23 protein-coding genes and 1 pseudogene are annotated in these 24,666 nt (G+C 63.2%); 17 read left to right on the top strand and 7 right to left on the bottom strand.

Features of this window, described 5'->3' with window-relative positions:
* The first annotated feature begins 12 nt into the window (after window positions 1-12).
* The 4 genes from AC1RGU_RS12100 to AC1RGU_RS12085 are packed head-to-tail and all read left to right on the top strand — an operon-like array spanning window position 13 to window position 2,801.
* The gene (locus AC1RGU_RS12100; RefSeq protein WP_070059278.1) at window positions 13-984 is read left to right on the top strand and encodes a Bug family tripartite tricarboxylate transporter substrate binding protein; all 972 of its coding nucleotides are present in this window, start codon (window positions 13-15) and stop codon (window positions 982-984) included.
* Window positions 977-1,744 (top strand): SDR family NAD(P)-dependent oxidoreductase, encoded by a 768-nt coding sequence (locus AC1RGU_RS12095; RefSeq protein WP_070059279.1) that lies wholly within the window; start codon window positions 977-979, stop codon window positions 1,742-1,744. The genes AC1RGU_RS12100 and AC1RGU_RS12095 overlap by 8 nt, the downstream gene beginning before the upstream one ends.
* Window positions 1,745-1,767: 23 nt before the next feature.
* A complete protein-coding gene (locus AC1RGU_RS12090; RefSeq protein WP_062472379.1) occupies window positions 1,768-2,322 on the top strand; it encodes a VOC family protein in 555 nt (184 codons plus the stop codon).
* A 41-nt stretch (window positions 2,323-2,363) separates the two neighbouring features.
* A complete protein-coding gene (locus tag AC1RGU_RS12085) occupies window positions 2,364-2,801 on the top strand; it encodes an ester cyclase (protein ID WP_223301248.1) in 438 nt (145 codons plus the stop codon).
* A 142-nt stretch (window positions 2,802-2,943) separates the two neighbouring features.
* Here the strand turns inward: AC1RGU_RS12085 and AC1RGU_RS12080 are convergent, their stop codons facing one another.
* A complete protein-coding gene (locus AC1RGU_RS12080; protein ID WP_062472384.1) occupies window positions 2,944-3,162 on the bottom strand; it encodes a hypothetical protein in 219 nt (72 codons plus the stop codon).
* Window positions 3,163-3,395: 233 nt separating this feature from the next.
* Here AC1RGU_RS12080 and AC1RGU_RS12075 point away from each other — a divergent pair, with 233 nt between their 5' ends.
* From AC1RGU_RS12075 to AC1RGU_RS12065, 3 genes and pseudogenes are all read left to right on the top strand, one after another.
* Complete coding sequence (locus AC1RGU_RS12075) at window positions 3,396-3,884, top strand: hemerythrin domain-containing protein (protein WP_139701815.1); 489 nt, start codon at window positions 3,396-3,398, stop codon at window positions 3,882-3,884.
* Window positions 3,885-4,569: 685 nt separating this feature from the next.
* The gene (locus AC1RGU_RS12070; RefSeq protein ID WP_492699153.1) at window positions 4,570-4,851 is read left to right on the top strand and encodes an HU family DNA-binding protein; all 282 of its coding nucleotides are present in this window, start codon (window positions 4,570-4,572) and stop codon (window positions 4,849-4,851) included.
* A gap of 1,074 nt (window positions 4,852-5,925) precedes the next feature.
* Window positions 5,926-6,120: pseudogene (locus tag AC1RGU_RS12065) on the top strand (class I SAM-dependent methyltransferase); the annotation flags it as partial.
* Between the two features lie 64 nt (window positions 6,121-6,184).
* Here AC1RGU_RS12065 and AC1RGU_RS12060 read toward each other — a convergent pair.
* A complete protein-coding gene (locus AC1RGU_RS12060; protein ID WP_492699151.1) occupies window positions 6,185-6,784 on the bottom strand; it encodes an NADPH-dependent F420 reductase in 600 nt (199 codons plus the stop codon).
* Window positions 6,785-6,816: 32 nt separating this feature from the next.
* Window positions 6,817-7,602: a 3-oxoacyl-ACP reductase family protein gene (locus tag AC1RGU_RS12055; RefSeq protein ID WP_492699149.1), complete on the bottom strand. Its 786-nt coding sequence runs from the start codon at window positions 7,600-7,602 to the stop codon at window positions 6,817-6,819.
* 115 nt (window positions 7,603-7,717) lie between these two features.
* Here AC1RGU_RS12055 and AC1RGU_RS12050 point away from each other — a divergent pair, with 115 nt between their 5' ends.
* The gene (locus tag AC1RGU_RS12050) at window positions 7,718-8,641 is read left to right on the top strand and encodes a LysR family transcriptional regulator (protein ID WP_159270757.1); all 924 of its coding nucleotides are present in this window, start codon (window positions 7,718-7,720) and stop codon (window positions 8,639-8,641) included.
* 902 nt (window positions 8,642-9,543) lie between these two features.
* Here AC1RGU_RS12050 and AC1RGU_RS12045 read toward each other — a convergent pair.
* Window positions 9,544-9,759, bottom strand: coding sequence for a hypothetical protein (locus AC1RGU_RS12045; protein ID WP_159270755.1), 216 nt, complete (start codon window positions 9,757-9,759; stop codon window positions 9,544-9,546).
* A 275-nt stretch (window positions 9,760-10,034) separates the two neighbouring features.
* On the opposite strand from AC1RGU_RS12045, the gene AC1RGU_RS12040 reads away from it, so the two are divergent.
* Window positions 10,035-11,774 (top strand): MORN repeat-containing protein, encoded by a 1,740-nt coding sequence (locus AC1RGU_RS12040; protein ID WP_492699145.1) that lies wholly within the window; start codon window positions 10,035-10,037, stop codon window positions 11,772-11,774.
* 431 nt (window positions 11,775-12,205) lie between these two features.
* Here AC1RGU_RS12040 and AC1RGU_RS12035 read toward each other — a convergent pair whose 3' ends face one another.
* On the bottom strand, window positions 12,206-13,195 hold the full coding sequence (locus AC1RGU_RS12035) for a Bug family tripartite tricarboxylate transporter substrate binding protein (protein ID WP_159275339.1): 990 nt from the start codon (window positions 13,193-13,195) through the stop codon (window positions 12,206-12,208).
* Window positions 13,196-13,343: 148 nt separating this feature from the next.
* Between AC1RGU_RS12035 and AC1RGU_RS12030 the strand changes: the two genes are divergently transcribed.
* From AC1RGU_RS12030 to AC1RGU_RS12010, 5 genes are read left to right on the top strand one after another with little or no spacing between them, the layout of a single operon-like run.
* The gene (locus tag AC1RGU_RS12030; RefSeq protein ID WP_159275338.1) at window positions 13,344-13,901 is read left to right on the top strand and encodes a VOC family protein; all 558 of its coding nucleotides are present in this window, start codon (window positions 13,344-13,346) and stop codon (window positions 13,899-13,901) included.
* Window positions 13,894-15,393: a bifunctional 3-(3-hydroxy-phenyl)propionate/3-hydroxycinnamic acid hydroxylase MhpA gene (gene mhpA, locus AC1RGU_RS12025; RefSeq protein ID WP_492699143.1), complete on the top strand. Its 1,500-nt coding sequence runs from the start codon at window positions 13,894-13,896 to the stop codon at window positions 15,391-15,393. Before AC1RGU_RS12030 ends, mhpA begins: the two co-directional genes overlap by 8 nt.
* Window positions 15,394-15,414: 21 nt before the next feature.
* Window positions 15,415-16,167 (top strand): IclR family transcriptional regulator, encoded by a 753-nt coding sequence (locus tag AC1RGU_RS12020; RefSeq protein WP_235944342.1) that lies wholly within the window; start codon window positions 15,415-15,417, stop codon window positions 16,165-16,167.
* Between the two features lie 31 nt (window positions 16,168-16,198).
* Window positions 16,199-17,047: a fumarylacetoacetate hydrolase family protein gene (locus AC1RGU_RS12015; protein WP_159275336.1), complete on the top strand. Its 849-nt coding sequence runs from the start codon at window positions 16,199-16,201 to the stop codon at window positions 17,045-17,047.
* Window positions 17,048-17,050: 3 nt separating this feature from the next.
* The gene (locus AC1RGU_RS12010; protein WP_159275335.1) at window positions 17,051-17,425 is read left to right on the top strand and encodes a nuclear transport factor 2 family protein; all 375 of its coding nucleotides are present in this window, start codon (window positions 17,051-17,053) and stop codon (window positions 17,423-17,425) included.
* A gap of 368 nt (window positions 17,426-17,793) precedes the next feature.
* Here AC1RGU_RS12010 and AC1RGU_RS12005 read toward each other — a convergent pair whose 3' ends face one another.
* Window positions 17,794-20,757: an NACHT domain-containing protein gene (locus AC1RGU_RS12005; protein WP_492699139.1), complete on the bottom strand. Its 2,964-nt coding sequence runs from the start codon at window positions 20,755-20,757 to the stop codon at window positions 17,794-17,796.
* Window positions 20,758-21,332: 575 nt separating this feature from the next.
* Window positions 21,333-22,265, bottom strand: a complete 933-nt coding sequence (locus tag AC1RGU_RS12000) for a LysR family transcriptional regulator (RefSeq protein ID WP_492699137.1) — start codon at window positions 22,263-22,265, stop codon at window positions 21,333-21,335.
* Between the two features lie 122 nt (window positions 22,266-22,387).
* Here AC1RGU_RS12000 and AC1RGU_RS11995 point away from each other — a divergent pair, with 122 nt between their 5' ends.
* The 3 genes from AC1RGU_RS11995 to AC1RGU_RS11985 are packed head-to-tail and all read left to right on the top strand — an operon-like array spanning window position 22,388 to window position 24,647.
* Window positions 22,388-23,272 (top strand): intradiol ring-cleavage dioxygenase, encoded by an 885-nt coding sequence (locus AC1RGU_RS11995; protein ID WP_492699135.1) that lies wholly within the window; start codon window positions 22,388-22,390, stop codon window positions 23,270-23,272.
* A complete protein-coding gene (locus AC1RGU_RS11990) occupies window positions 23,269-23,568 on the top strand; it encodes a Dabb family protein (protein ID WP_492699133.1) in 300 nt (99 codons plus the stop codon). Before AC1RGU_RS11995 ends, AC1RGU_RS11990 begins: the two co-directional genes overlap by 4 nt.
* A gap of 14 nt (window positions 23,569-23,582) precedes the next feature.
* Window positions 23,583-24,647 carry a maleylacetate reductase gene (locus AC1RGU_RS11985; protein ID WP_492699131.1) on the top strand — a complete coding sequence of 355 codons (1,065 nt, stop codon included), beginning with the start codon at window positions 23,583-23,585 and terminating at the stop codon, window positions 24,645-24,647.
* Window positions 24,648-24,666: the final 19 nt, after the last annotated feature.

Below are 24,666 nucleotides of genomic sequence, written 5' to 3'. Positions count from 1 at the left end.
GGAGACAACACCATGCGCAAACTGTGGATTGCCGCGCTCGCGGGCCTCGCATTCGCCGCCCATGCCCAGGCGCCCTCGGACTATCCGTCGCGGCCGATCCGCTTCGTCCTGATCTCGGCCGCAGGCAGTGGCGGCGACGCGCTCGGCCGGCTCCTGGCCGACAAGATGGCGCCCCTGGTCAAGGGCGCGTTCGTGATGGACAACAAGCCGGGCGCCAGCGGTGCCATTGCCACCGACTTCGTCGCCAAGGCGCCGGCCGACGGCTACACGATCGGACTGGGCGGCGCGACCACGCACGTGCTGCTGCCCGCGAGCAATCCCAAGCTCTCGTACGACTCGGTCAAGGACTTCGCACCCATCGGGCAGGTCGGCACCGCCTCTATCCTGCTTATCGCGACCAACGACTTCCCGGCAAACAACGCCAAGGAGCTCATTGCGCTGGCCAGGAAGTCGCCCGGCAGCGTGCAATACGCGAGCTGGGGCATCGCCTCGACCGGTCACTTTTGCGGGGAGCTCTTCAATCTGCGCACGCAGGCACAGATGAGCCACATCCCCTACAAATCGGTGGTGCAGATCCAGACCGACATGCTGGGTGGCCACGTCAAGCTGGCCTACGTGGACATGGCATCGGGCTCGCCGATGGTCAAGTCCGGCAAGGTCAAGGCGATCACCGCCTGCACCTCGCGCTCGCCCAGTCTGCCCGACGTCTCGAGCTACGACGACGAAGGCATCGATTTCGCGGGCAAGCGCATGGGCGCGCTGCGCTGGGCGCTGTACGCACCCGCGGGCACCCCCAAGCCGATCGTCGCCAAGCTCTCCGCCGCGCTGAAGCAGGTCGTCGAGATGCCGGACGTGAAGGCGCGTCTTCTGGACCTGGGCATCACCGCCGCGTTCGTCGGTGGCGACGAACTGCGCGCCATGACCGCCGCAGACATCGAGGGCTGGCGGCAGATCGCCAAGGCCGCGAACATCAGCAATGAGTGACGCGGCCCTTCCCCTGCTGCAGGGCCGCGTGGCCTTGATCACCGGTGCGTCCCGTGCGCGCGGTATCGGCCTGGCGACCGCACGGCTGTTCGCCCGCCACGGTGCCCGGGTGGCGCTGCTCGACCTCGACGAAGGGCAGGCACAGGTCGCTGCCGAATCCCTCGGCGTCGAGCACATCGGCATCGGCTGCGATGTGCGCGATGCCGGCGCCTGCAAGGCGGCCGTGGCGCGCGTGCTGCAATGGGCGGGCCGCATCGACGTGCTGGTGAACAACGCTGCCATCACACAAAAACGCGGTGTGCTGGACGTGAGCGCCGAGGACTTCGAGCAGGTCGTGGGCATTGCCCTTCGCGGCACCCTCCAGATGTCGCAGTGCGTGATCCCCACCATGATCGAACAACGCAGCGGCTCGATCATCTGCATCTCGTCGATGTCCGCGCAGCAAGGCGGTGGCGTGTTCGGCGGCAGCCACTACTGCGCCGCCAAGGCCGGCGTGCTGGGCCTCATGCGCGCCATGGCCAAGGAACTGGGCCCCCAAGGCATTCGCGCCAACGCCATCACGCCGGGCTTGATCATGACGGACTTCTCGCGCGGCGCGAACTCCGACGACAACAAGCACGCGCTGGGCAAGACCTTTCCACTGAGCCGTGTCGGCCAGCCCGAAGACATCGCGGGCGCGTGCCTGTACCTGGCAAGCGACCTGTCGTCCTTCGTGACCGGCGCAACGCTCGACGTCAACGGCGGCGCGTACATGCGCTGACCACGCCCCAAGGAGTCCATTCAATGAGCATGCTGTTCGGCGGCGCCCGCCAGGTCGGCTATGTCGTTCACGACATCGAGAAGGCGATGGCCCACTGGTCGCGCACGCTGGGCGTGGGCCCATGGTTCTACAAGGAAGAGGTCGGCACGACCGAGTTCAACTACTACGGCAAGCCGTCGCGCCTGCCTCGGCTGTCCATCGCGCTGGCCAACTCCGGCAACCTGCAGATCGAGCTGATCCAGCAGCGCGACGACGCCCCCTCGCTCTACCTCGATTCGCTGCGCCGCGGCGGCGAGGGCGCCCAGCACCTGGCCTACTGGAGCGACGATGGCTTCGACGACGCCGTGCGACACCTGCGCTCGACGGGTTACGTCGAGGGCCACAGTGGCCGCATGGGCATGCGCGGGCGCTTCGCCTACTTCGTGCATCCCGACCTGCCCAGCGGCATGTTCGAGATCTCCGAGATGGCCGGCGGCAAGGGCGAGTACTTCCGCGACATCCGGCACGCGGCCGAAGGATGGGACGGCAAGGACCCGATCCGCCGCATGGGCGCGAACGCCATCGCCCCGGTGCCATGACGGCTCCCGACCACCCCGTTCACCAACCAGCAGGAGATTCCGTGCAGACCACAACCCTTCAAGCGGCACGCATCAAGACGGTACGCGATCACATGGCGCTCGAGTGCACGCAGGAGTGGGATGCGGTGATCGACACCTTCGAGCATCCCCGCTACGAGATGCACGGCAGCGGCGTGGTGTTCGACGGCGAGGAAGAAGTGCGCGGCTATTTCCGCAGCTCGCGCACGCCCTTTCCCGACCTGGCCAACGAGATCATCGCCATCGCCGCCGACCAGGACACGGTACTGGTCGAGTTCTGGCTCAGCGGAACGCACCTCGGGCCGCTGCAAGCCAACGGCAAGGTGTTCGATGCCACCGGCCGGAAATTTCGCATCCGCCTGGCGGCGAGCTTCGAGTTCGCACCAGGCTCCGACAAGATCGTGTGCGAGCGGCCCTACTCCGCACCCGATGCGAAGCTGCGCGCGCTCGGGTTGATCTGACGACCCTCTCGCGCTTCGCCTCGGCTGCGCGCGTCGAGAGGAGGCGGGAAGCCACCCAACCTCCTGCTCACTGGCTGTGCGCTATCGTCTTGGCGGCTTGCACTCAACACCGAGTGATGTTTCTCCTGCGCTGCGCAGGCTCTCACAGCGGCCTGTCGCGCATCCGCTCAAGCTCGCCCCGGCCATGAGGCGTGATTCGCAGAACAACCGCTGGCAGGTCATGGGCTTCAGCCTCTTCTGGAAGGATCGCCTCGACAAGCCCCGCGGCAACCAGCACCGCGACGTTGCGGATGTCCATGGGGTCGGTCACGGTCAGCGGCAACGTTTCGTGTTCGACCTTCTTGAGGAAATCCATCGGCATGAAGCGCTCCCTTTCTCGAAGCGGCGCAGTTTAGGTCAAAGGACCTCCCTCAATCCCCGCAAGGCCCTTCTCTCTTCCATGAGCAGAACGGACTTCTCCCGCTCCTGGGGCTGAGCCCACAGTTCACGCACCGGATAGCCTCAGCACATTGACGGCTTCCCGCAGCGACGCCGTCCTACGCCCACAAGCACCCACCCCTGAGATGTTGGGGACCCACCGACCAGGAGACCCCGATGACAGCCAAGCGCCATGAACCCGATGCATGCTCGCTACTCGACACCGATCACAAGAACGTCAAGAAGATGTTCGCCGCCTACGAGGAGCTTGCCAGCTCAAAAGCTGCCAGCGCCTCGGAGAAGAAGCGAGATCTTGCACTGCAGATCTGCATGGAGTTGACCGTTCACACGCAACTCGAAGAAGAGATCCTCTATCCAGCAGTGCGCGAAGCCATCAAGGAAACTGAACTGCTCGACGAAGCCGAGGTTGAACATGCGAGCGCCAAAGACTTAATTGCGCAGATCCAGGATTCGACCGAAGTCGATGAGATGTTCGATGCGAAGGTGAAGGTCCTGGGCGAGTACATCGACCACCACGTCAAGGAAGAGCGCAACGAGATGTTCCCCAAAGCGCGTGCCGCGCGGGGACTCGACCTGGTTGCCATGCGCGAGCAACTCACCACTCGCAAAGAAGAATTGATGGCGGACATGGCCCTCACGGCCTAGACTGCCCCTAGGCCCCCTTCCTGGAAGCGTTCCGCCGCCCCTTCGCAAAGACGCAGCCGTCAATGCTGGCCCTCACCAAGCCGCAACTTCGCAATTCCGCAGGAATGTTGCGCCCACCCGGTATCGCGATGAAGCTTCCGTACTTTGCATGCTCGTGCAACATCAAGCATCTGGAAAATGTCCCGGGGCAGGCATGGCTTCGCCTGTTACCCCGGGTTCAGATGTATCGCTGCATGAACTGCGGGCAATCGCAAGTGTTTTCGCGGCGCTCCATCGATCGAGCCCTGGCCCTTCAAGACTCTCAACTGGCCAGCTCCAAGGAGCCGGATAGGACGCGCCATAGTCCACCGCACTGATGCTCCGGGCGCCTCGAAGGACCGAGACCGAAGGGAACGATCGGTGTCTTGCTCAGTACGTTGACCCTGTTCGACCTGTCTTTTTCGTATCGGGCGCTCTGCATCCACCAAATGCGCATCGCACGAGTTCGGCAGCCGCTTCAGCAACGCCTTGCCGGATGGCAACGAGCCCTTCGTCTATTGAATCAAGCACACGCGAGATTGATCACGATGTTTCAAGTTTGAATCACTTCGATCACGTGACTTGGTCCTCGCGGACCGTAGACTGAATCCGGCGCGCATTCGCACCGCCGATCACCCGTTCACATCCCATTGAAAGAGTTCCTACTTTGAACAAGACCGACCTCGTCGCGGCCATCGCTGCAGATACCGACCTCAGCAAGGCAGATGTTGCTCGAGCACTCGATTCCGTCATCGAAAATCTCTCACGCGCGCTGGCACGCGGTGACGCCGTTCAGTTGACTGGCTTTGGCACGTTCTCGGTGTCGAATCGCTCAGAACGCACTGGCCGAAACCCGTCGACTGGCGAACCAATCCTCATCAAGGCCAGCAAGGCGCCCAAGTTTTCTCCAGGCAAGGCCTTGAAGGACGCAGTCAATGCCGTGAGCTGAGAGAGCTCTCTACGCCGGGTCGGGCACGCACCGAAATCAGATCGAACTCGACACGGTGCAGCGGGCCAGTTCAATCGACGCTCGGTTGATCCAATTCGTACTCATCACGATCGTCAGCCACATTGACCAAGTCGTTTCGTTGCTTGCATCCGGAGCACAAAAAGAAGACGCCATCGCCATCGATCTTGGGCTCCGCGGATCGAGGCATGACCTCGAGACTGCAGTTTCTGCATTTCCACATGGTCACGCTCCTAAAACGTAGCCCGTCGCGCCGGGCAGCGAGCCGCGTCCGCGCGTCGGACGAATGACATCAATTTGTACTGATGGCACATGTGACAGCGGTTTTCACCGCCCAAAGAAAACGTCCTCAGCCTTGGACGTTGCGCTTTCGGCCTGCTGAATCCAAGCGAGGCATCTCTGCTTGAGCGATTCGACGCCCGCGCTATCCGTCGAATCGGGAAGATTCAATGCAAGCTTGCATTGCTGCTCCCCCCTAAAACTTATGTCCGCAGTTGCATAGAACGCGCCGTCAACGCGGGTCCGGCAAATGGTGTAAACCCAAAGGCCCGACCTCCCACTGTATAGGAATGCTTCGCCATCCATGTGGAACCCCGCGGTACTCAGTACAAGCGTGGCACCAGGATCGATGATTGGCGCGAGCAACAAGCGTTTTCACCGTAGCACGAACAGGCTACTCTCACAATCGGACCAGAGACCGCCTTAGGGCCATGTTGAGCTGGATGCCAGGTCGACTTCTTTCCCGCTTTGCCGACCTGCCGAGTCCCAAAAACCCCATGTGCTTTTCTGGCATTCGTACCGATGTCAATCTTCCCCCGACTGCCAGGCTGCGGCTCGCGAGGCCGCCGAGCAGGCAACGCTCGCGGCGGAGCCCGAGAACGGGCGAAAGCGCGCGGACGCTGCACGCGCAAAGCAGCAGTCCCAGGCCAGACTTCAGCCTAGGAACGCCCAACAGTTGTTCGCAGGCGCCGACGAACTGATGGCCCAAGGAAGCCCCCCCCCGTGCCCGTGAAGTGCAGAGCGCCTTGACGAGCCGCTTCCCGCTGCTTCGGCAAGGACTACGCGCGAACCCTGGCAGAGTGGCGTCGCCGGTTCCTCGCCGCCTGGCCGCAGACCGAGCCACTCGGCTTCGACGCCGCGTTCAAGCGCTTGTGGACCTACTACCTCTCCTACTGCGAGGCCGGTTTCCGCGCGGGGCTCGTCGACGTCGGCCTCTACCGGTTGCGCGTGGCTGAAGTCGGACCCGCCTGATCGGTCGACATAGCCTGAGCCGCACGCTTGGCGCCCGGAGATCCTGGGCATCATTCCCGTCCGGCTACGCTTGCCTGACAAGGTTCAGCGCTGGTAGAGGTCCGCCCGGGAACTGCTGCATCGCGCCGCCCGTAGCGAGCCCGCCCAAATCCACCACCGCAAAGCCCAGCGATTCGAAGAGCCTCACCACTTCGGCTTTGGCCTGCGCGTCGTCGCCCGACATGAAGAGCACACGGCGCCCGCCGTTCGTGCGCGGATCGGCCGCGAGCAGGGGCGGCGGTAGCGTGTTTGCGATCTTCACCACGCGCGCACCCGGCACGTGGTCGGCCACCACCTGGCTCGACGTGCGGCCGCCGAGTTCGGCGAGGCGAAAGCCTGGCATCTCGACCGGGTTCATGGTGTCGATCACGATGCGGCCGTCCAGTGGGGGCAGACCAGCAGTGGCGCTTCCCAAGTGCTGCCAGGGCACCGAGAGAACGAGCATGTCGGCCTGCGCCGCTTCGGCGCGCGTGCCGGCGCGGGTCTTGCCGCCGGTGCTGCGTACCGGGTCGGCGAGCGATTCGGGGCCTCGGCTGTTCGACAGCACGATGTCGTGGCCGGCGTTGGAGAACTGCTTGGCGAGCGCGAGGCCGATGCTGCCGGCGCCGATGAATCCGATCTTCATGGTGAAGCTCCTTGTGTGGATGAACGAGGGGGTCAGGCCGAATAGCCGCCGTCAACCGCGATGCTCGCGCCGGTCACGAAGCTCGCTGCGGGGCTGGCGAGCCAGGCCACCGCGTTGGCGATCTCGTCCACGTGTGCGTAGCGGCCCAGCGCGATGTAGGTGCGCGCCTGCTGCGCGAAGTCGCTGGTCGCGGGATTCATGTCGGTATCGGTCGGGCCGGGCATCACGTTGTTGACCGTGATGCCACGCGGGCCGAGGTCGCGAGCCAGCGCCTTGGTCAGACCGGCCACGGCGGCCTTGGTCATCACGTAGAGAGCCCCGCCGGCGTAAGGCACGTACTGGCTGTTGATGCTGCCGATGTTCACCACCCGGCCGCCCTCGCTCATGTGCTTGAGCGCTTCCTGCGTGGCAACGAACAGGCCCTTGAGGTTGACGTCCACCATGCGGTCGAAGTCGTCAAGGCCGATGTCCTGCACGGGCTTGCCGATAGCGATGGCGGCGTTGTTCACGAGGATGTCCAGGCGCCCGAAGGTAGCGACGGCCTGCGCCACCGCAGCACGCACTTCGTCGGGCCGGCTGGCATCGGCGGCGATGGCGAGCGCCTTGCCGCCCGCGGCTTCGATGGCGGCGACCACGGCTTGCGCCGGTTCGGGTGAGGCGACATAGGTGATGGCGACCGCTGCACCGTCGGCGGCCAGCCGGCGGGCGATGCCGGCGCCCATGCCGCGCGAGGCGCCGGTCACGAGAGCCACCTTGCCGGACAGCGGCAGCGTGGCGGTGGAAAGAGAAGAGACGGAAGAAGAAGACGAGGAGGTCATGGTGTTTCCTTGGTGGAAGGGGTTGGACATGGCGCAATGGTCGGCCCGGGACTCATTTCGCGGTAGCCGGTAATGGTTGGAATCTTTTTCAAGCAATGCTTGAAAATAAGAGGCCATGGAAACACTCGCCAATCTCGAATCCTTCGTTCGCAGCGCCGAGTCGGGCAGCTTCTCCGAGGCGGCGCGCCGGCTGGGTCTGACGCCCGCAGCCGTGAGCCGCAACGTGGCGAGGCTTGAGGCCAACCTCGGCGTGCGGCTGTTTCAGCGCAGCACACGACGCCTCACCCTCACCGAGGCGGGCGAGCGCTTCTTGCAGTCGGTGTCGGGCGGACTGGAGGACATTCAGACCGCCATTGCGGGCGTCTCGACCGAGGCCGGGCAGCCGGCCGGCGTCCTCAAGGTGAGCATGGCGCCAGGCTTCGGCGTGGACTATGTGGTGCCGCTGCTGCCGGCATTCATGCAGCGCCACCCGGCCGTGCGCCCCGACTGGCATTTCGACAACCGGCACGTGGACCTGATCGCGGAGGGCTACGACGCGGCCATTGGCGGCGGTACCGAACTCACGCCCGGCGTCGTGGCGCGTGAATTGGCACGTGCGCACATTGTCGCGGTGGCATCGCCAACCTACATGGCGGGGCGCAAGGCACCACGCGAGCCGGCCGACCTAGCGACGCTCGACGGCATCGTGATGCGCTCGGTACACAGCGGCCGGCTGCGCGACCGCATGATGCGGGACAGTGCCGGCGCACAGGCTCCTGTCGAGCTGCAACCGCGTATCGTGCTCAGTGACCCAGACGCGTTGTGTCGGGCAGCGCTGCTCGGCCTGGGCGTCGCATTGGTTGCGATGCCGCATGCGCTGCCACATCTCGAAAGCGGCGCGCTGCTGCGCGTGCTGCCACGCTGGTATGCCGACGGCGGGCCCATCTCGCTCTACTTCGCTGGCGGGCGGCTGCTACCGGCCAAGACTCGGGCCTTCGTCGACTTCGTGGTCGAGGCCTTCGAGCGGGAAAGGTTGGCGGAGCGCTTCTCGGCAGTCTGAAAACGTCGTGAGCTGGGGAGGCGGCATCCTTGGCTCACGATCGCAGATTCGGTGCCCGCACTGATCGACTCGCAGCTGCTCGCCAGAACCAGCCAGCACTCAACCGCCAATAACGGGGCATTTAAGAGGGCTAGCTTTTGGCGCACAGACGGGGCTGCCCCACGCCGCCGACGGATACTTGCGCAGCTTACGGCAACAACAGCCCCAGAGCACCCAACGGACCGTCATCGTCGTCTGGCCTGCATCGACCTCTGTAGCTTGCGTGGCATGGCCGTCTAGACCTTCATGTAGATTTGTTCCTCACGCCTGCGCTCCTCAATCGCTTTGCCGCATTGGGCCATCGCATAGAGGCTTAGACCCCAGCCTTCGATCATCCCTGTCGTCTGAGGATTTCGCGTTGGGGACTGTACTTTTTCCTCACGGTGATCATAGGCAGGGAGCGTTGTTGCGACTCGGCTCGGCACTGTAGACCGAGGGCTGGTCGATGTGAAATTGCACATGAGCAGAAAGCGAGAAGTAGCATCCGCCCATGTGGAAGCCTGCCAACCTCATCGTGATCGCCGGCCGCACCCTGACCGATCAGGAGGCGTGGTGGCACGAATTTAAGAAAGAGCTGCACGACCAGTGCAACGGCAAGCTCGACGGTGACTGGCTCACCATGGTGTGCCGCGTTGTCTACTCCATCGCCTTCAACGATGACCCGCGCCACATCGCGAGACTGGCGCATGCTGTCTTTAGGCTCCAGAGGCCAAAACTCGGCGGTGCGGCGCACAGAATACATATGCGCCGGCCACGGTCAAATCAGTGCAGGGGCGCTTCTCGGCCTCGGCGATAGAGGTCGCTTCGCATCGGCGCTGCTTGTCATTCAACACTGACCTCGTGAACGAAGTCCAGAGCGATCGCTAAACGCCGCTTGCCACCCTATCCATGTGCGGCGGAAATGTCCAAATCACCGCCCCTAGGCTCAGAATCGTTTCGACGTTGGACTCGTAGCAGCTACTGCTCGGGTTCAGTTCACCGATCATCTGCAAGACTTGCGAAACGGCATCGTCCGGCAGTTTGGCCAGGTCCAGGTCAGTCAACTCGGAGAGACGCAGCGCCACATCCGTGCGGGTCATCTCTGCACCCGATGCGGTCGGAGGAAACAGCCGGCGGCTTCGCACATCGTCGAACATTAGTAATTTGCATTACTCTTGTCAACAATTAGCTCCTTGGACTTCGTCTAGCTCCCCATCTGAACCGCCTCCCGAGGCGCCCTTGCCCGCCTTCGTGCGGGCTTTTTCTTGACCCGAGCACTGTGGTCACCGGGTTCCGTGGGCTCCCACAAATGCGGTATTTGGTCTACAAATTGCACGACTAGACTTTTGGCCGTCCGGATCGAGGAGACGCCCCAATGATGAAGACAACCGCGCTGGGCCTTGCCTTCTGGGCAAGCGTTCTGGCCATCCCCCTAAGCGCCCACGCACAGCCCCTGCCTGAGTTGAAGTGCGAGGAGTTGAAGGAAGAGACCGTTGCGCCCATTGCGGCGCTCTGCAAAGCGCATATTGGCTGCGGCTATGTCCTGAACAGCCATCGCCGCTGCGCCGATGCCAAAGGTTATCTGGAGCGCTTGCAGCCGCTTATCGGCGAGGGAACGAAAACGCTTTTTGGCATCCGCAAGGAGGTCACGCCGGACGCAGTGTTCACCGCCGTTTTGGGAGGCGAGGCCTACGCGAACGCGCGCGACTTGGAGGAGCGCTCCCCAGAAGCCAGAGAAACGATCCGAAAAATCGGCGACGTGGTTCGCGCGGTCGGAGCAGGCGAGGTGTTGACCGGCCGGTGGAAAACCAACGTCCAGTGGGTCTATTACGGACAGGTACGCGACGGCAAAAGCCAAGGCGTTGGCACGTTGATCTCGGAGTATGGCTCGATCGAGCGCGGAACATTCGGCGATAACGGCCTGAAGGGCGACGGAGACGCACCAAGGAAGACGACGCCCAACCCGATGACCGGGAGAAAGTCCATCGACGGGCCTGCCCGCACGGTCGGAAGATTTATCGATGGACACTTTTTTCGGGGGCAAATCCTCAGTATCAGCGGCGACGAGTTGTACCTGCTCGATGGAGCTTGGTCTTACGACAACGGCAAACAAACTTTCACCGGAATCAAGACTTATGCCGACGGCCGGCGCTTTGAAGGACGTATCGTCAGCAGTCTGCATGACGCGGGGCGGTTGTTGCGTGCAGACGGCACATTGGCGGAAGCGGGCAACTACGAAAAAGGCAAGCTATCGGTGGGCAGACAATACGACGGATCAGGCAAGACCGTTATCGCTGAGATTGATCTTCCGGCCGAACGCAAGGCTGCCGAGGCGAAGGCGGAGCAAGACAAGCTGTTGCAGGCACAAGAGCAGGAACGACGTAAGCAGGAGGTTGCCGCACAGGCCGAGCAGCAATTCCGTGCCAGCTTGCAGGCGATGAATGCCGGCCAACTCTTCGCGCGAGCCGACGAACTGAACGTTCAGGGCGACCGCACCCGCGCCCGGGAAGTGCAGCGCGTACTGATGAGCCGCTTCCCCGACCATCCGCTGACGGCCACGACGGCGCGGCAGATAACAGGTGAGTCCGGTGGCAGCACGGCAGCGGGCGGAGGTTCGTCGCCAGCGGGTACGGCAAACGCAGCCGGCCGCCCCGCAGGAACGCGCCTTTCCAGCCAGACCTGCGAAGCCATGAAGCAAACTGTCATGACGACCAGGGTGCCGCCCAATGCATCGGTGACCGCTAGGACGGAAACGGTGATGTTCATGACAAAGACGGTGCTGGACATGATTGCCGGCGGCTGTCCGACGGACGGCACCACACCGGCACAGATCGAGGCGGAGCGACAAGAGCGCCAACGACAGTACGCAGCGGCCGAAAGCGCCTGCAACCAAGTGCAGTCTGGCGGGCGTCGCTGCGTGCCGCAGGCTCATTCATCAGCAGGAGCGGTGAGCAAACCTCCAGTCGCATCAGCAGCAAACAATGCGCGGCAGTCCGCGGTCGGCTATGACCCTGTGACTGGTCGTTGCTTGCCGATTGATTCGTGTGAATGCCAGCAGACCTGTGGCGTGCCCCGCAGTTCTTCAGGCGGCGGGGGTATCCGAACGGCGCGCTGACCAGGCAGGTTTTTAATCTCGCCTCAAAGAGGTGCGCCAACGGTGATCTGCTTTTGGGCCACCTGTCAGCACGCTAGCAGCCCGCTCTAGTGCCGTAAGCGTCGCTTTTTTTTTTTTTGGGGGGCGCATCCACCTTGCTCACCGGAGATAGCGACGGCTGCCCACCTGTCATCCCCGCGGCGTGCAGCCGTCACCACGACACAGTGGTCGCCCCATCTGAAGCAAGGCCCACTTTCGATCCCTGTCATGCTGGCTCTCCTTTGATCACGAACCGATTGCGATCTTCCGAAGGCAGCCCATCGAGGGCAACTCCAAACAATGATAGGTTGACGGCGCGATGCCTTGGAGCGCTCAGCATCGCGAAGGGCTTGAGAGTGCGTTATCCGCAGGTGCAAAGTTGAGGGTGAGGGTCGATTTGATGCGTGACGCGATCAGTCAAGCTTCACGCCTGCCTCGCGAATCACCTTGCCCCACATGGCGCGGTCCGCGTTGATGAACGCCGTGAACTCGGCCGGCGTGTTGCAGCGCAGTTCGCCGCCGTAGTCGCGCCACTTCTTCGCCAGCTCAGGCGACTGGCAAACCTTGCGCATGGCCGCGCTGAGTTTCTCCAGGACGGCCGGCGGCGTGCCCGCGGGCGCAAGCACGCCTTGCCAGGCGATGGGCGCGTAGTCGGGCAAGCCCTGTTCCGCGAAGGTCGGCACGTTCGGAAAGCTGGGGTGGCGCTCCTTGCCGGTGATGGCCAGCAGCTTGAGCTTGCCCGCCTGCACGTTGCTCGCAGCGGCCGGCAAGCCATCGAACATCAACTGGATCTGGCCCGCCAGCAGGTCGGTGTACGGGCTGTTGCTGTTGTACGGAATGAGGTTGGCCTTCACGCCCGCGACGTTGTTGAACCACACGGCCGACAGGTGCGAATAGCTCCCGATGCCTTGCGTGGCAACCGACGCGAAGTCGGGTCTGGCCTTGAATTGGGCAATGAGCCCGCGCGCGTCGCTGGCCTGCACGCCCGGGTGGGCGATCAGCCCGGTGTTGAGCACGCCCAGCAGGCTGATCGGCGCGAAGTCGCGCTCCGCATTGAACGGCAGCTTGTTGTACAGGTGCGGCACCACCGACAGCGAGCTGGTGGTGCCGATGTACAGCGAGTAGCCGTCCGCAGGCGCCCTGGCCGCCGCCTCGGTGCCGATGATGTTCGAGGCGCCCGGCCGGTTCTCGACGAAGAACGACTGCCCCAGGATCTTGGTGAGCTCGGCCGCGAGCTCCCGGGCGTTGGCGTCGGGGCCGCTGCCTGCCGGGAAGGGGGCAATGATGCGCACCGGCTTGGTGGGGTACTCGGCCTGAGGGGCAGCAGTGGCGGCACAGGCGAAGCCCGCGGCGAGCGCCAGGGCGGCCAACGAATGGACGGCGAGCCTCTTGAGGAAGGTCATGAATTTGTCTCCATCTGCGAATCCGTGCCAATTGCACGAGATCGGATCATACAAAAATCACTTACATTATCAAAATACGATAATATTCTAAACATTCATCCAATCGACGCCCTGCTGATGCCGCCCGTTCTCAAATGGAGACAAATTGATGCAACCTTCCCCAACATCGAATCTGCAGTTCAGCCACATCGGCCTGTACGTCACCGACCTGCCGCGCATGGCGGGCTTCTACAAGCAGGCGCTTCGCTTCACGCAGACGGATGCGGGCGACCTAGGCACGGTGCAGCTGGTGTTCTTGAGCCGCGATCCCACCGAGCACCACCAGCTGGTGCTCGCCACGGGACGGCCCGCGGACATGACCTTCAACGTTGTGAACCAGATTTCCTTCCGGGTACCCGATCTGGCCACGTTGCGCGGCTTTCATGACCGGCTGCTGGCAGAAGGCGCCACCGAAATGCACCCGGTGACCCATGGCAACGCGGTGTCGGTGTATTGCCGCGATCCGGAAGGCAATCGGCTCGAGCTGTTCATGGACACGCCGTGGTACTGCGACCAGCCGCTGCGCGAGAGCATTGACCTGGCGCAGACAGACGAGGCCATCCTTATGCAGGCCGAGGCCATCGCCAAGCGCTTTCCCAAATTCATGAGCCGCGCGCAATGGCAGGCCGACATCGCGTGCCGCATGCAGGAAGACCAGAATGCCTGAGTGCTCGCACGTCTACGACGTGGCCATCGTGGGTTTGGGGCCGACCGGCGCCATGCTCGCCAACCTGCTGGGCGCAGCAGGCCGGTCCGTGCTTGTGCTGGAAAAAGAGGCCGGCATCTTTTCACTGCCGCGTGCCATCCACTTCGACGGCGAGGTGCTTCGCACCTTTCAGGCGGCCGGTCTTCGCGAGCAGGTGCTGGCGATCTCCCGCCCCGGCACGCAGGGCATGCACTTCGTCAACGGCGCGGGCGAGACGATGCTCATCCGCGGCGGCACGGCCGCGCTCGGCCCTCACGGATGCGCCAACAACTACTACTTCCACCAGCCGCAGCTCGAGGCGGTGCTGCGAGATGGCATCGCGCGTTTCGCGCAGGTCGAAGTCAAGCGGCGGCATGAGTTCATCGATATCCGGCAGGACGCCGATGTCGCCACGCTGAGCTATCGCGCGATGGACAGCGGCCAGATGCATTCGGCGCAGGCCCGCTTTGTCGTCGGCTGCGATGGTGCCCGCTCCCCCATCCGCCAGCACATCGGAAGTCCCATGGTCGACCTGGGCTTGCGCCAGCCCTGGCTGGTTTTCGACGTGGTGCTGACGCAGCCGGTGGACCTGCCCGATCACACGGTGCAGCACTGTGATCCGCGCCGGCCCATGACCTACTGCCACGTGGTGGGCGCACGCCGGCGCTGGGAGATCATGGTGCTGCCCGACGACGACCGCGAGGCGCTCGTCCAGCCAGACCATCTCTGGGGGATGGTGGCGCCTTGGGTGCGCCGCGACCAGGCGACGCTGGAGCGTGCAGCGATCTACACCTTCCACTCGGTGATCGCTGACGGATGGCGCGAGCGTCGCCTGTTCCTCGCCGGCGACGCGTGCCACCAGACGCCGCCCTTTCTCGGACAGGGCATGTGCGCAGGCATCCGCGATGCCTCGAACCTGGCCTGGAAGCTCGATGCGGTGCTTGCCGGCCGCGCGCCGCACACCTTGCTGGACACTTACGAGTCCGAGCGCAAGCCGCACGTGCGCGCGCTGATCGAACTCGCCGTGCGCCTGGGCAGCATCATCCAGACCACCGACTTGCAGCAGGCCGCCGAGCGCGATGCGAAGTTCAAGGCCGGTCAGCCGGAGATCTTCGAGCTGCCGCCGCAGCTGCTCGGCGCAGGCGCTTTCGACGCCGCGGCGGACGGCCCCGCCGGCCGGCCTTTTCCGCAGCCGCGACTCGCGGACGGACGCCTGCTCGATGAACTGCTCGGCCGCCGAAGTGCGGTCATCGGACACAGGAACACGCTCTCGGCGGCCGCGCCGGCGACGGTGCAGCGCTGGCTGCACAGCGATGCCGTGGTGATCGACCGCCCCGATCCACGCCTGGACGCCTGGCTGCAGGCGCATGACGCCAATGCCGTGATACTGCGGCCCGACCGATATATCGTCGGCGTGGCGCGATCAGGGGCTGATCTGGATCGCATTTCGCAATACCTCCCCGTCGCGCCATGAACTATTCATTGGGGAACTGCCGTGTCCGAATCTTCCACGTCGAGCCTGGAACGCATGCTGGGCGTGCTCGACCTCTTCGACGACACCCATCTGACACGCACGGCGGAAGACATCGCCACGACGCTGGACGTTTCGCTGCCCACGAGCTACCGCTACGTGCGCCTGCTGCTGCAGGCGGGCCTGCTGCAGCGCGTGGAGGATTCGCATTACGCCCTGGGGCCGCGCATCATCCTGCTGGACCACTACATCCGCCGCGCCGATCCGGTGCTGAAGGTCGGCTTGCCGATCCTTCGCGAGCTGGTCGCGGCCACGGGCTTCGACTGCGTGGTGACGGGCGTGTTCGGCATGCAGGTGCTCGACACGCACCGCGAGATGGGCGGCATGCCGGCCGAGCTGGCCTACGGGCGGGGCCGCCCGCGGCCGCTGTTCCTCGGTGGTGCGCCGAAGGTGCTGCTGTCCACCTTCGGTCCCGCCCAGCTCAAGAAGGTCTTCGAGTCGCGGCACGAGGAGCTTGTGCGTTGCGGGCTGCCCGCGGAGTGGCCGGAGTTTCGCCGCTACTACGCGGCCATCCGCAAGGCGGGCTACTACGTATCCAACGGCGAGCTGGAGCCGCAGCTGGCGGCCGTGGCCGCACCCATCCCGAAGTCGGATGGCGGCGCCTGGGCTGCCATTTCCCTCGTATTCGATACCTCGCGCCTGGCGATCGTCGACCTTGAAAAGTTGGTCCGACTGATCACCGAGGCCACGACGCGCATCGGAGGTCGGTTGGCCTAGATCCACCCCAACCCTCCCCAAGGAAATTCCCATGAAACTCATCAGCTATCACCACAACGGCCAGGACGGCTACGGTGCCGTAGTGGGCAACCGCGTGGTCGATCTGCGCGCGATCTTTGCCGATCGTGCGCCGGATCTGAAGGCGTTCATCGCCGCGGACCTCGTCTCGCAGGCAGCCGCCAAGGTGGCCGCCGCAACGGCCACACTGTCCCTGGCCGACGTCAGGCTGCTGCCGGTGATTCCCAACCCAGACAAGATCTTCTGCATCGGCCTGAACTACGCCGAGCACATTCGCGAGACCGGCAAGGAGGTGACGGAAAAGCCCGTGATCTTCCTGCGCGTGGCCGACTCGCAGCTGGCCCACGGCGAAGACATCGTGCGCCCGCGCGCCTCCGAACGCCTGGACTACGAAGGCGAGATCGCGATCGTCATCGGCAAGGGCGGCCGCCATATCTCCGAAGCCGATGCCTGGTCGCACATCGCCGGCTACAGCTGCTACAACGACGGCAGCGTGCGCGACTGGCAGCTTCACACCTCGCAGTGGACGCCGGGCAAGAACTTCTGGCGCACTGGCAGCTTCGGCCCCTGGATGGTGACGGCCGACGAGATCGCCGCCGACCAGAAGATGACGCTGGTCACGCGGCTGAATGGCCAGGAGATGCAGCGGGCCACCACCGATATGATGGTGCACAGCATTCCGCGCCAGATCGCCTACATCTCCACGTTCGTCCCGCTTGCGCCCGGTGACGTCATCGTGACCGGCACGCCGGGTGGCGTCGGCAACAAGCGCACGCCGCAGGTCTTCATGAAGCCCGGTGATGTCTGCGAGATCGAGGTGGACGCGATCGGTGTGCTGCGCAACGGCATCTGCGACGAGTGAGCCTTGGACCAGGCCGTGCGGATCCTCCTACTGGAGGAAGAACGACGTGCAGCGATGCTCGCCGGCGACGAGCACGCTTTGCGCAGATTGCTGGCGCCCGATCTGCGCTACGTGCATTCCACCGGCAGCGCCGATTCGCGTGAGAGCCTGATTGCCAGGCTGACCTCGGGACACGTCGTCTACCAGCGCCTTTGCTTCGACCGGCTGGCGGTAACGCACATGCCGGATTGCGCCCTGGTCTCCGGCGAAATGCACGCACAGGTGCACCGAGACGGTGAACTGCGCGACATCACGACTTGCTACCTGGCGGTGTGGCTGCGGCGCGAAGACGCATGGCAACTCGCCGCGTTCCAAGGTACGACCCTGCCAGCACATTGAGCGCGGAAGTCACGCCCCGCATCACCGCTTCATGATTTCGGGGGGCCGTCACGAATAACCTCTTGCCCGGCCTGCTGATGGTCGCCGCGCCTCGCAATGCCGAGGTCAACGCTCGGCCCATGACTGCTTGGGCCTGTCAGCGTTAGTAGACCTTGGACGGCGACCGGCAGGACTCGCGGCAAGGCGGCCTCGCGCTAGAAAGCAACCAATGTCGGCTTCGCAGCGGTTGCTGTCCTTCAATCAAGTAGGCGTCCGAAAGCGGCCGTTGCGTTGAACTTGAGCCGCTAGCGGTGGCCTGCCGACGCGAGTCGGCTCAAGCGAGGGTTAGGCCTCAGCGCGCTGCAAGAGATGGGTATGCGGGTACAGCGCTAGCGGTGCTCTCTCAGAAACTCTGCAACTGATTCAGGCAGTTCATCATGAGCGACAAGACGAGGCAAGTCCTTGCGACCTTTCGACGTGGCGGAAACCAGACTGTTTCCGTCAATCTCAACTAAGTCTGCCCTGACAAGGCAATTCATGAACTCGCGAGCAAACGGTGGGTCTGCTTGGGCGGCACCTCGTTGCGTGAGGCCGCGCAATTGGCTATTTCGTTGCTCAGAGATTCGCTCGCAAATTTTCTGAACAATAGAAAAACGAGGGTGATGTCGCAGCTCGTGGTACGGACTTACATCGTCGGTTTTGGCGCCGTGATACCTAAAAAATCCCACGGCCCCTCGACCAGAAAGAATAATCGGCTCCCCCTCAGAGTTGGCGGCCACAATGTTGGAGTCGTTATCCATCAAAGTGAAGTCGCACTCCTCGACCTCGACCTGATTGAAGTTGCTCTCGAATAGAAGGGTCGATTTCAAGTTAGAAGAAGTCAGTATGCAATCAATGAAAGAGCAGCGATCAAATGTTGCTCCTTCAAAATTGCTTTCCCTCATATCCAGACCACGAAAAATCACTTCCGTCAAGGTGGCTCCATTGCAAATAAATTGGGCGCGCTGTCCAATTTCGACGCTAGTGAACTCGATGTCTTTAAGCGACACATCGCTGAACTCCAGCCTCCCTTCAGGCGCGCGCATCAGTCTGGCCAAGCTCAGTCGAAGACCTTCCGGCCGGGTACGTAGAAGATCGAATGCCGCTGAAAAGTAGGTTCCCAGGTTTTGCTGCGAACGCTTTGTCCATGAGCTTTCCATCGCCTGCAGGTACTTTGTCGCCAACTCTCCTGGCAGTGCTGCCACGAATCCTCGCATGGCGCGTGTAATCGGCAAGGTCAGGTCGATCGGACTACCGGCGTACATCGATCCGACGATTACTTCGGCAACAAGATACTCGCGAAGCGAGTTGTGGGAGAACTGCCAGACGGACGATGAACTTCGTTCAGATCTGGTCAGTGTCGTTGAACTGCGAAGGTCCTGGAAGAGTTCATCTTTTCTAGTTCGCTGCTCCTCGGGGCTAAGGCGCCGAAGTTCTGTTCGAAAGAGATCGTCAATCACTGCGTAAAAGTGTGCTTCAGTCGCTCCCGGTGTAGATTTTGACGATAACTGTATTGCCAATCGCTGCAGTGCTTCCCGTCTCTTTTCGGGTGGCGTAGTCGGTGACCTTTGTAGGTCGCGCAGCATGAGTCGATCAACAATCAGTTTATAGATCTGCCATTCACTTAGAGACGCCGCCTTTTCGTCACCCGTGCCTCCCGACAGATATTCAACAAGCTCAAGGAGATAGGAAATAATTACAGGCTTGCCGCCGAGTGATTGGCGCCGCCCTTCGGTTTCATCGCGGAAGACCTTCTCCAGCAGATCCAAAACCACTTTCTGTCCGGCAGGATTTCCTGCGAGCTTCCTTCGGACCAGCGAATTCGTTTGCTCGGTAGTCAAGTCGCGAAGGTAACGCTCGTTCTTGTTTATAAGGTATCGTTCTAGCAGGGAATCAACGGACTGTTCTTGCGCAAAGAACAGTTTGTCCATTTGCCCGACGAAGTAGCCGCTTTGCTCCAGTGATACGTAAAGTGCATCGAAAACGTGAAGTTCTTCTGCCTCAGTAAAGTAGTTGGGGCGACTAGTAAGAATTCCTTTTGCCCCTTCTCCAGCCAGTTCCGCAAGTGCCGCCAGACAAGCGCGACGCTCTCTGGCATTCAGGAACTGCGCCATCTCGTCGTAGCCATCCAGCAGAAGAATCACTCGACGCTTGCGAATTAAATGCAGCAAAAAATCTACTGGAATGTGGCCCAGCTGGTTTGAGTCGAGAAAGTGATGAAGAAGAGAGCGACTATCAAATTGACGAACAAAGTTGCGCAGTTCAATTCGAACTGTTATTGGGTGGTTTGGAGCACGTTGGTAGCTCAGCAGCCAATCGTGCTGCAGTTTTAGGGTCAGCGCGGTTTTTCCGGTTCCATATTCCCCAAGTACCACGAGCCAATTGGAGGAAGTACCGGAGCCAAGCATCCATTCGCTGAGCCATTCTGGAGCAAGATGTTCGCCTCGATCATCTCGGAAGTATGGTTCCTCATATGAAGCCGCAAGTGCCGAAATTTCCCTATTACCCAAGACCCCGTCAACGTATGCAGAGAATTTTTCGAATTGAGCAAAAATTTCTGAGTAGGTACGAAGAGTGATGCCGGTCTTTCCTGCGCGCTCCCGAACGTCTGGTGTGAAACCAGCTGTCGAAACACTGATGCAGACACAACTCTTGTCCATCTCTCGAACGAGGGAAAATTTGGTTAAGTCTTTGCCGTACTTTGTATTTTCGACGTACTGAACAGTTACTTCTAAATAAATGGTGGACCCAAATCCGCCACCTTTGGGGGTTGCAACAATGTCAACTTCGGCGCCATGAATCTTTTTTGAATACTGGACGTCATAGTTGTTCAGGGCAAAGAGTTCCCCGACCGCCAATGGCAGGGTGGTGGCGGTGAGCTCTGCAGAATTGCCCCCTGCATTTTCGGCTTTGGAGGGCGTGCCGATCTCTGTCTTGGTTGACTTGCGTTCGACGGGCTTCTTTGAGGATGGGGCGGGCTTCGCCTCAGCTGTGCGGGCCCGGGCGGGTGCTGCTGGGGGCAACGCTGGTTCAACCGACGGCGCGCTCACGGGGCCGAGTGGATCCTGATGTGGTCCAGCTGATGGAGCAAGGGTTGGCTTGGATCGACTTGAGACTTCGCTTGGCTCCGGAGCTGGTCTAGACGGCAGGGCGAGAACGACTTTGACGGGTTTAATCGCTGGGGTGGCGTTGCGTCCGCCAGCCCCCTTGCTCTGAATGTCAGCGAGGCGAATGGTCCGCCCAGCGCTTGGGACTCCATTGGACTGCCCGGGGCCGGGCTTGGACAATGAGCTTTTTCGATCTTGATTGGACATCACGCTCCTCATAACGTTGTGCCTTCCCTGGCTGGGCGCAGAACGGCGCCCATGGATGAGCAGATGTTACGGCGAACTGCAATCGGCAAGATCGGACACCTCCCCGGCCCACAGGCAATGCCATTGCTGGATCCCCGAGCAATGGCATAGAAATTTGTGCAGCATAAAGATGCCGACAAATCCTGCGCGCCACAAGCTTCGCCGCCGAAAACCTACGAAAGGGCTATCAAAGAGTTGCCCTCTCATCAAGTAAGAGGCAGGGATACTGTCCCCGTCTACGGCACCGCACACTGCGGAGTCAACGGCTCCAGTTAACGACCTGCCTCCGCTGCAGTCCAAGCGGCTGACCGCTCGATCTAAAGGTCTACCGCATGACAACAGCCATCCTCCATGCGGTCATTCGTGGCTGACTGCTCGCAGTCTGAAGCGGGCATACCCGAAGGACCGCGAGGCAGCAAAAGCGGACGTCACCGTGCGAGGCGAACGACATTGCAACGTCGCGCTTTCTCCCTTGGTGTCAGAACGATGACATTCATTTTCAACAGTTCAAGAGCGCTCAGGGCACCCGAAGCGATTCATCCTGACGCCTTCGCCCACGAGGCCCACTTTCTCTCGAGGTCGAGCTTCTCGAATCGCTCGACCAGGAACTCGGTGAAGACCTTCAGCTTCGCAGGCTGGTGCCGGCGACTCTGGTAGGCGATGTTGATCGTCAGCTGCGGCAGCTCCCAGTCCCGGAGCACGGGGATCAGCCGGCCCGCCACGATGTCGTCGTGAATGATGTACTGCGGCTGGATCAGGATGCCCAGGCCCGCCAGGGCCGCGGCCCGGATGACCTGGCCTTCGTTGGCGTCCAGGGTCGGCGCGATGCCGATCGCCTGCGCCTCCTTGCCGCGCTTGAAGTGCAGCACGTACGGGTCGTTCGCCAGCGAGTACACGAGCATCCTGTGAGCGGGCAGCTCCCGGGGCGAGGCCGGCTGGCCGCGCGCGGAAAGGTAGGCCGGCGATGCGGCCAGCACGCGCCGCATCTGCGCGAGGCGGCGCACGGTGATGCCCGAGTCGCCCTCGTGCTCCCGGGTGCGGATGGCCGCATCGATGCCCGCCTCGATGAAGCCGGGATAACGGTTGGCCGCGGTGATCTGCACGGTGAGCTTGGGATAGCGCCGGTGGAACTCCGGCAGCGCCGGCGCCAGGTGGATCATCGCGAACGACACGGAGCTCGTGATGCGCAGCACCCCGCTGGGGTTGGTGCTGGCCGAATTGACCTCGGCCTCGGCCTCCGCCATCTCGGCCAGCATCCCGCTGCAGCGCTGGTGGTAGCTGCGCCCCGCGTCGGTCAGCCACATGCGGCGCGTGGTGCGCTCCACCAGCCGCGCGCCCAGCCGCTCCTCGAGCCCCGTCAGGTAGCGGCTTGCCGCCGCGTTCGACAGGCCGAGCCGCTCGGCCGCCTTGGTGAGGCTGCCCAGCTCCGCGACCTGCACGAAAAGTTCAATCTGCGCCCAGCGGTCCATGCTCAAAGGATTCTTCCATTTTGAGGAAATGACATTTCGTATCTGGCTCTTTTTTTCCGTTCTTTGACGGTACATCATTCGCCCATCGAGGGCCAGGGTTGGTTCACCAGGAGCAAAGCACCGTGCGCAACATCAATGAAGACACCATCACCCAGGCCGTGATCGCCGCAATGTGCCGCTGCGAGAATCCGCGGCTGCTGACGGTCATGACCAGCCTCGTGCAGCACCTGCATTCCTTTGCACGCGAGGTCAAGCTGACGGAGGCCGAGTGGATGGAAGCGATCCGCTTCCTCACCGACGTCGGGCACATCACGGACGACAAGCGCCAGGAGTTCATCCTGCTGTCGGACACCCTGGGTCTCTCCACGCTCGTCACGGCGCAGAACAACGCCAAGCCGCCGGCATGCACCGAGGCCACGGTCTTCGGGCCCTTCTTTGTCGAAGACGCGCCGGTGTACGAGCACGGCGCCGACATCGCCAACGGCGCGCACGGCGAGCCCTGCCATGTCAGCGGCCAGGTGCGCGACCTCGAAGGCCGCCCCATCGCCGGCGCGTGGATCGATGTGTGGCAATCGGACGAGGACGGCCTGTACGACGTGCAGCGTCCCGATGCCTCGGGCACGCACGAGCACCGGGCGCGGGGCCGCCTGCGCAGCGGGGTCGATGGGCGCTTTCACTTCCGCTCGATCCTGGCGGTGCCCTACCCGATTCCGCACGACGGCCCGGTGGGTCGCATGCTGTCGGCGCTGGGCCGGCATCCCTGGCGCCCGGCGCACCTGCATTTCATGATCGAAGCGCCCGGCTGCGAGCGGCTGATCACCCACATCTTCCGCGAGGGCGACAGCTACCTCGATTCGGATGCGGTCTTCGGCGTGCGCTCGACGCTGGTGGCCGACTGGGTGCGCCACGAGGCCGGCCCGGCGCCCGACGGGACGCACTCCGACGTGCCGTTCCACACGCTGCAGTACGACTTCGTGCTCAACCCCAAGGCCGAGGTGCGGGCGTGATCCGGCACATCGTCATGTGGCGCGTCGCTGGCGAGTCGCCGGAAGAAAGGATGCATGCGCGCAGGCGCGTCAAGCAGGCCTTCGAAAGTCTAGTCGGATGCATTCCCGGCCTGCACCACATCGAGGTGGGTATCGACCGCAGCGCCGCGGACCATGCCTGCGACGCCGTGCTGGTGGCCGACTTCGAGTCGCAGCAGGCACTGGACGCCTACGCGGTCCACCCCGAGCACCTGCGGGTGCGCCAGGAACTCGGTGCGCTGCGCACGTCGCGCCACCAGGTCGACTACCAGCGCTGAGACAGGAGCCTCGCATGCCTTCATCCTTTGTCTACCAGGCGCTGCCGGGCCGCGTCGTCTTCGGCGCAGGCGCCCTGCAGCAACTCGAAGCCGAACTCGACGCGCTCGGCGTCCGGCGCGCGCTGGTGCTGTGCACGCCCGACCAGCGGCACGCGGCCGAAGCGATCGTCGCGCGCCTCGGCGCCCGCGCCGCTGGCGTGTTCGACCGGGCGACCATGCACGTTCCGCTCGAGGTGGCGCGCGAGGCACGCGAGGTGGCCCGTGAGCGCAACGCCGACTGCGCCATCGCCATCGGCGGCGGCTCCACCATCGGCCTGGGCAAGGCGATCGCACTCGACAGCGGCCTGCCGATCCTGGCGATCCCGACCACCTACGCCGGCAGCGAGATGACGCCCATCTACGGCATCACGCAGGACGGCGAGAAACGCACCGGCACCGATGCGCGCGTGCTGCCCCGCACCGTCATCTACGACCCGCAGCTGACGCTGACGCTGCCGGTGGGCCTGTCGGTCACCAGCGGCATCAACGCCATCGCGCACGCGGCCGAAGGCCTGTATGCCGCCAACGGCAATCCGGTCACCCGCCTGATGGCGCAGGAAGGCATCCGCGCGCTGGCCGCCGGGCTGCCAGCCATCCACGCCGACCCGGCGGACCTCGAGGCGCGCGGCTCGGCCCTGTACGGCGCCTGGCTGTGCGGCACGGTGCTGGCCCACGGCGGCATGGCGCTGCACCACAAGCTGTGCCACACGCTGGGCGGCAGCTTCAACCTGCCGCATGCGCCGACCCACACGGTCGTGCTGCCGTATGTGCTGGCGTTCAACGCCTCGCATGCCGACGAAGCGATGCGCCACATGGCAGAGGCATTGGGCACGCACGGCAGTGCCGCTGCCGGCGTGTGGGACCTGGCCCATCGCAACGGCGCGCCGACCTCGCTGCGCCAGCTGGGCATGGCCGAGAGCGACCTCGACCGCGCCGCCGACATCGCCACCGAACGGCCGTACTGGAACCCGCGGCCCGTCGATCGGGCGGCTGTGCGCGCCGTGTTGCAGGCGGCCTTCGATGGCGTCAGGCCGGACTGAATTTCCCGTTCTTTTCTTT

The sequence above is a fragment of the Variovorax sp. GW823-FHT02B07 genome, from assembly GCF_058797695.1.
The sequence above is the reverse complement of the archived record's forward strand: the minus strand, read 5'-3'. Positions and strand labels throughout refer to the sequence as shown.

Bases quoted from the DNA above. Each gene is read 5' to 3' on its own strand.
- AC1RGU_RS12045 (WP_159270755.1), bottom strand. From the start codon at position 9,759: ATGACCCGCACGGATGTGGCGCTGCGTCTCTCCGAGTTGACTGACCTG.
- AC1RGU_RS12040 (WP_492699145.1), top strand. From the start codon at position 10,035: ATGATGAAGACAACCGCGCTGGGCCTTGCCTTCTGGGCAAGCGTTCTG.
- AC1RGU_RS12080 (WP_062472384.1), bottom strand. From the start codon at position 3,162: ATGCCGATGGATTTCCTCAAGAAGGTCGAACACGAAACGTTGCCGCTG.
- AC1RGU_RS11985 (WP_492699131.1), top strand. From the start codon at position 23,583: ATGCCTTCATCCTTTGTCTACCAGGCGCTGCCGGGCCGCGTCGTCTTC.
- mhpA (WP_492699143.1), top strand. From the start codon at position 13,894: ATGCCTGAGTGCTCGCACGTCTACGACGTGGCCATCGTGGGTTTGGGG.
- AC1RGU_RS12030 (WP_159275338.1), top strand. From the start codon at position 13,344: ATGCAACCTTCCCCAACATCGAATCTGCAGTTCAGCCACATCGGCCTG.
- AC1RGU_RS12060 (WP_492699151.1), bottom strand. From the start codon at position 6,784: ATGAAGATCGGATTCATCGGCGCCGGCAGCATCGGCCTCGCGCTCGCC.
- AC1RGU_RS12005 (WP_492699139.1), bottom strand. From the start codon at position 20,757: ATGTCCAATCAAGATCGAAAAAGCTCATTGTCCAAGCCCGGCCCCGGG.
- AC1RGU_RS12050 (WP_159270757.1), top strand. From the start codon at position 7,718: ATGGAAACACTCGCCAATCTCGAATCCTTCGTTCGCAGCGCCGAGTCG.
- AC1RGU_RS12055 (WP_492699149.1), bottom strand. From the start codon at position 7,602: ATGACCTCCTCGTCTTCTTCTTCCGTCTCTTCTCTTTCCACCGCCACG.
- AC1RGU_RS12095 (WP_070059279.1), top strand. From the start codon at position 977: ATGAGTGACGCGGCCCTTCCCCTGCTGCAGGGCCGCGTGGCCTTGATC.
- AC1RGU_RS12035 (WP_159275339.1), bottom strand. From the start codon at position 13,195: ATGACCTTCCTCAAGAGGCTCGCCGTCCATTCGTTGGCCGCCCTGGCG.
- AC1RGU_RS12090 (WP_062472379.1), top strand. From the start codon at position 1,768: ATGAGCATGCTGTTCGGCGGCGCCCGCCAGGTCGGCTATGTCGTTCAC.
- AC1RGU_RS12075 (WP_139701815.1), top strand. From the start codon at position 3,396: ATGACAGCCAAGCGCCATGAACCCGATGCATGCTCGCTACTCGACACC.
- AC1RGU_RS12000 (WP_492699137.1), bottom strand. From the start codon at position 22,265: ATGGACCGCTGGGCGCAGATTGAACTTTTCGTGCAGGTCGCGGAGCTG.
- AC1RGU_RS12015 (WP_159275336.1), top strand. From the start codon at position 16,199: ATGAAACTCATCAGCTATCACCACAACGGCCAGGACGGCTACGGTGCC.
- AC1RGU_RS12100 (WP_070059278.1), top strand. From the start codon at position 13: ATGCGCAAACTGTGGATTGCCGCGCTCGCGGGCCTCGCATTCGCCGCC.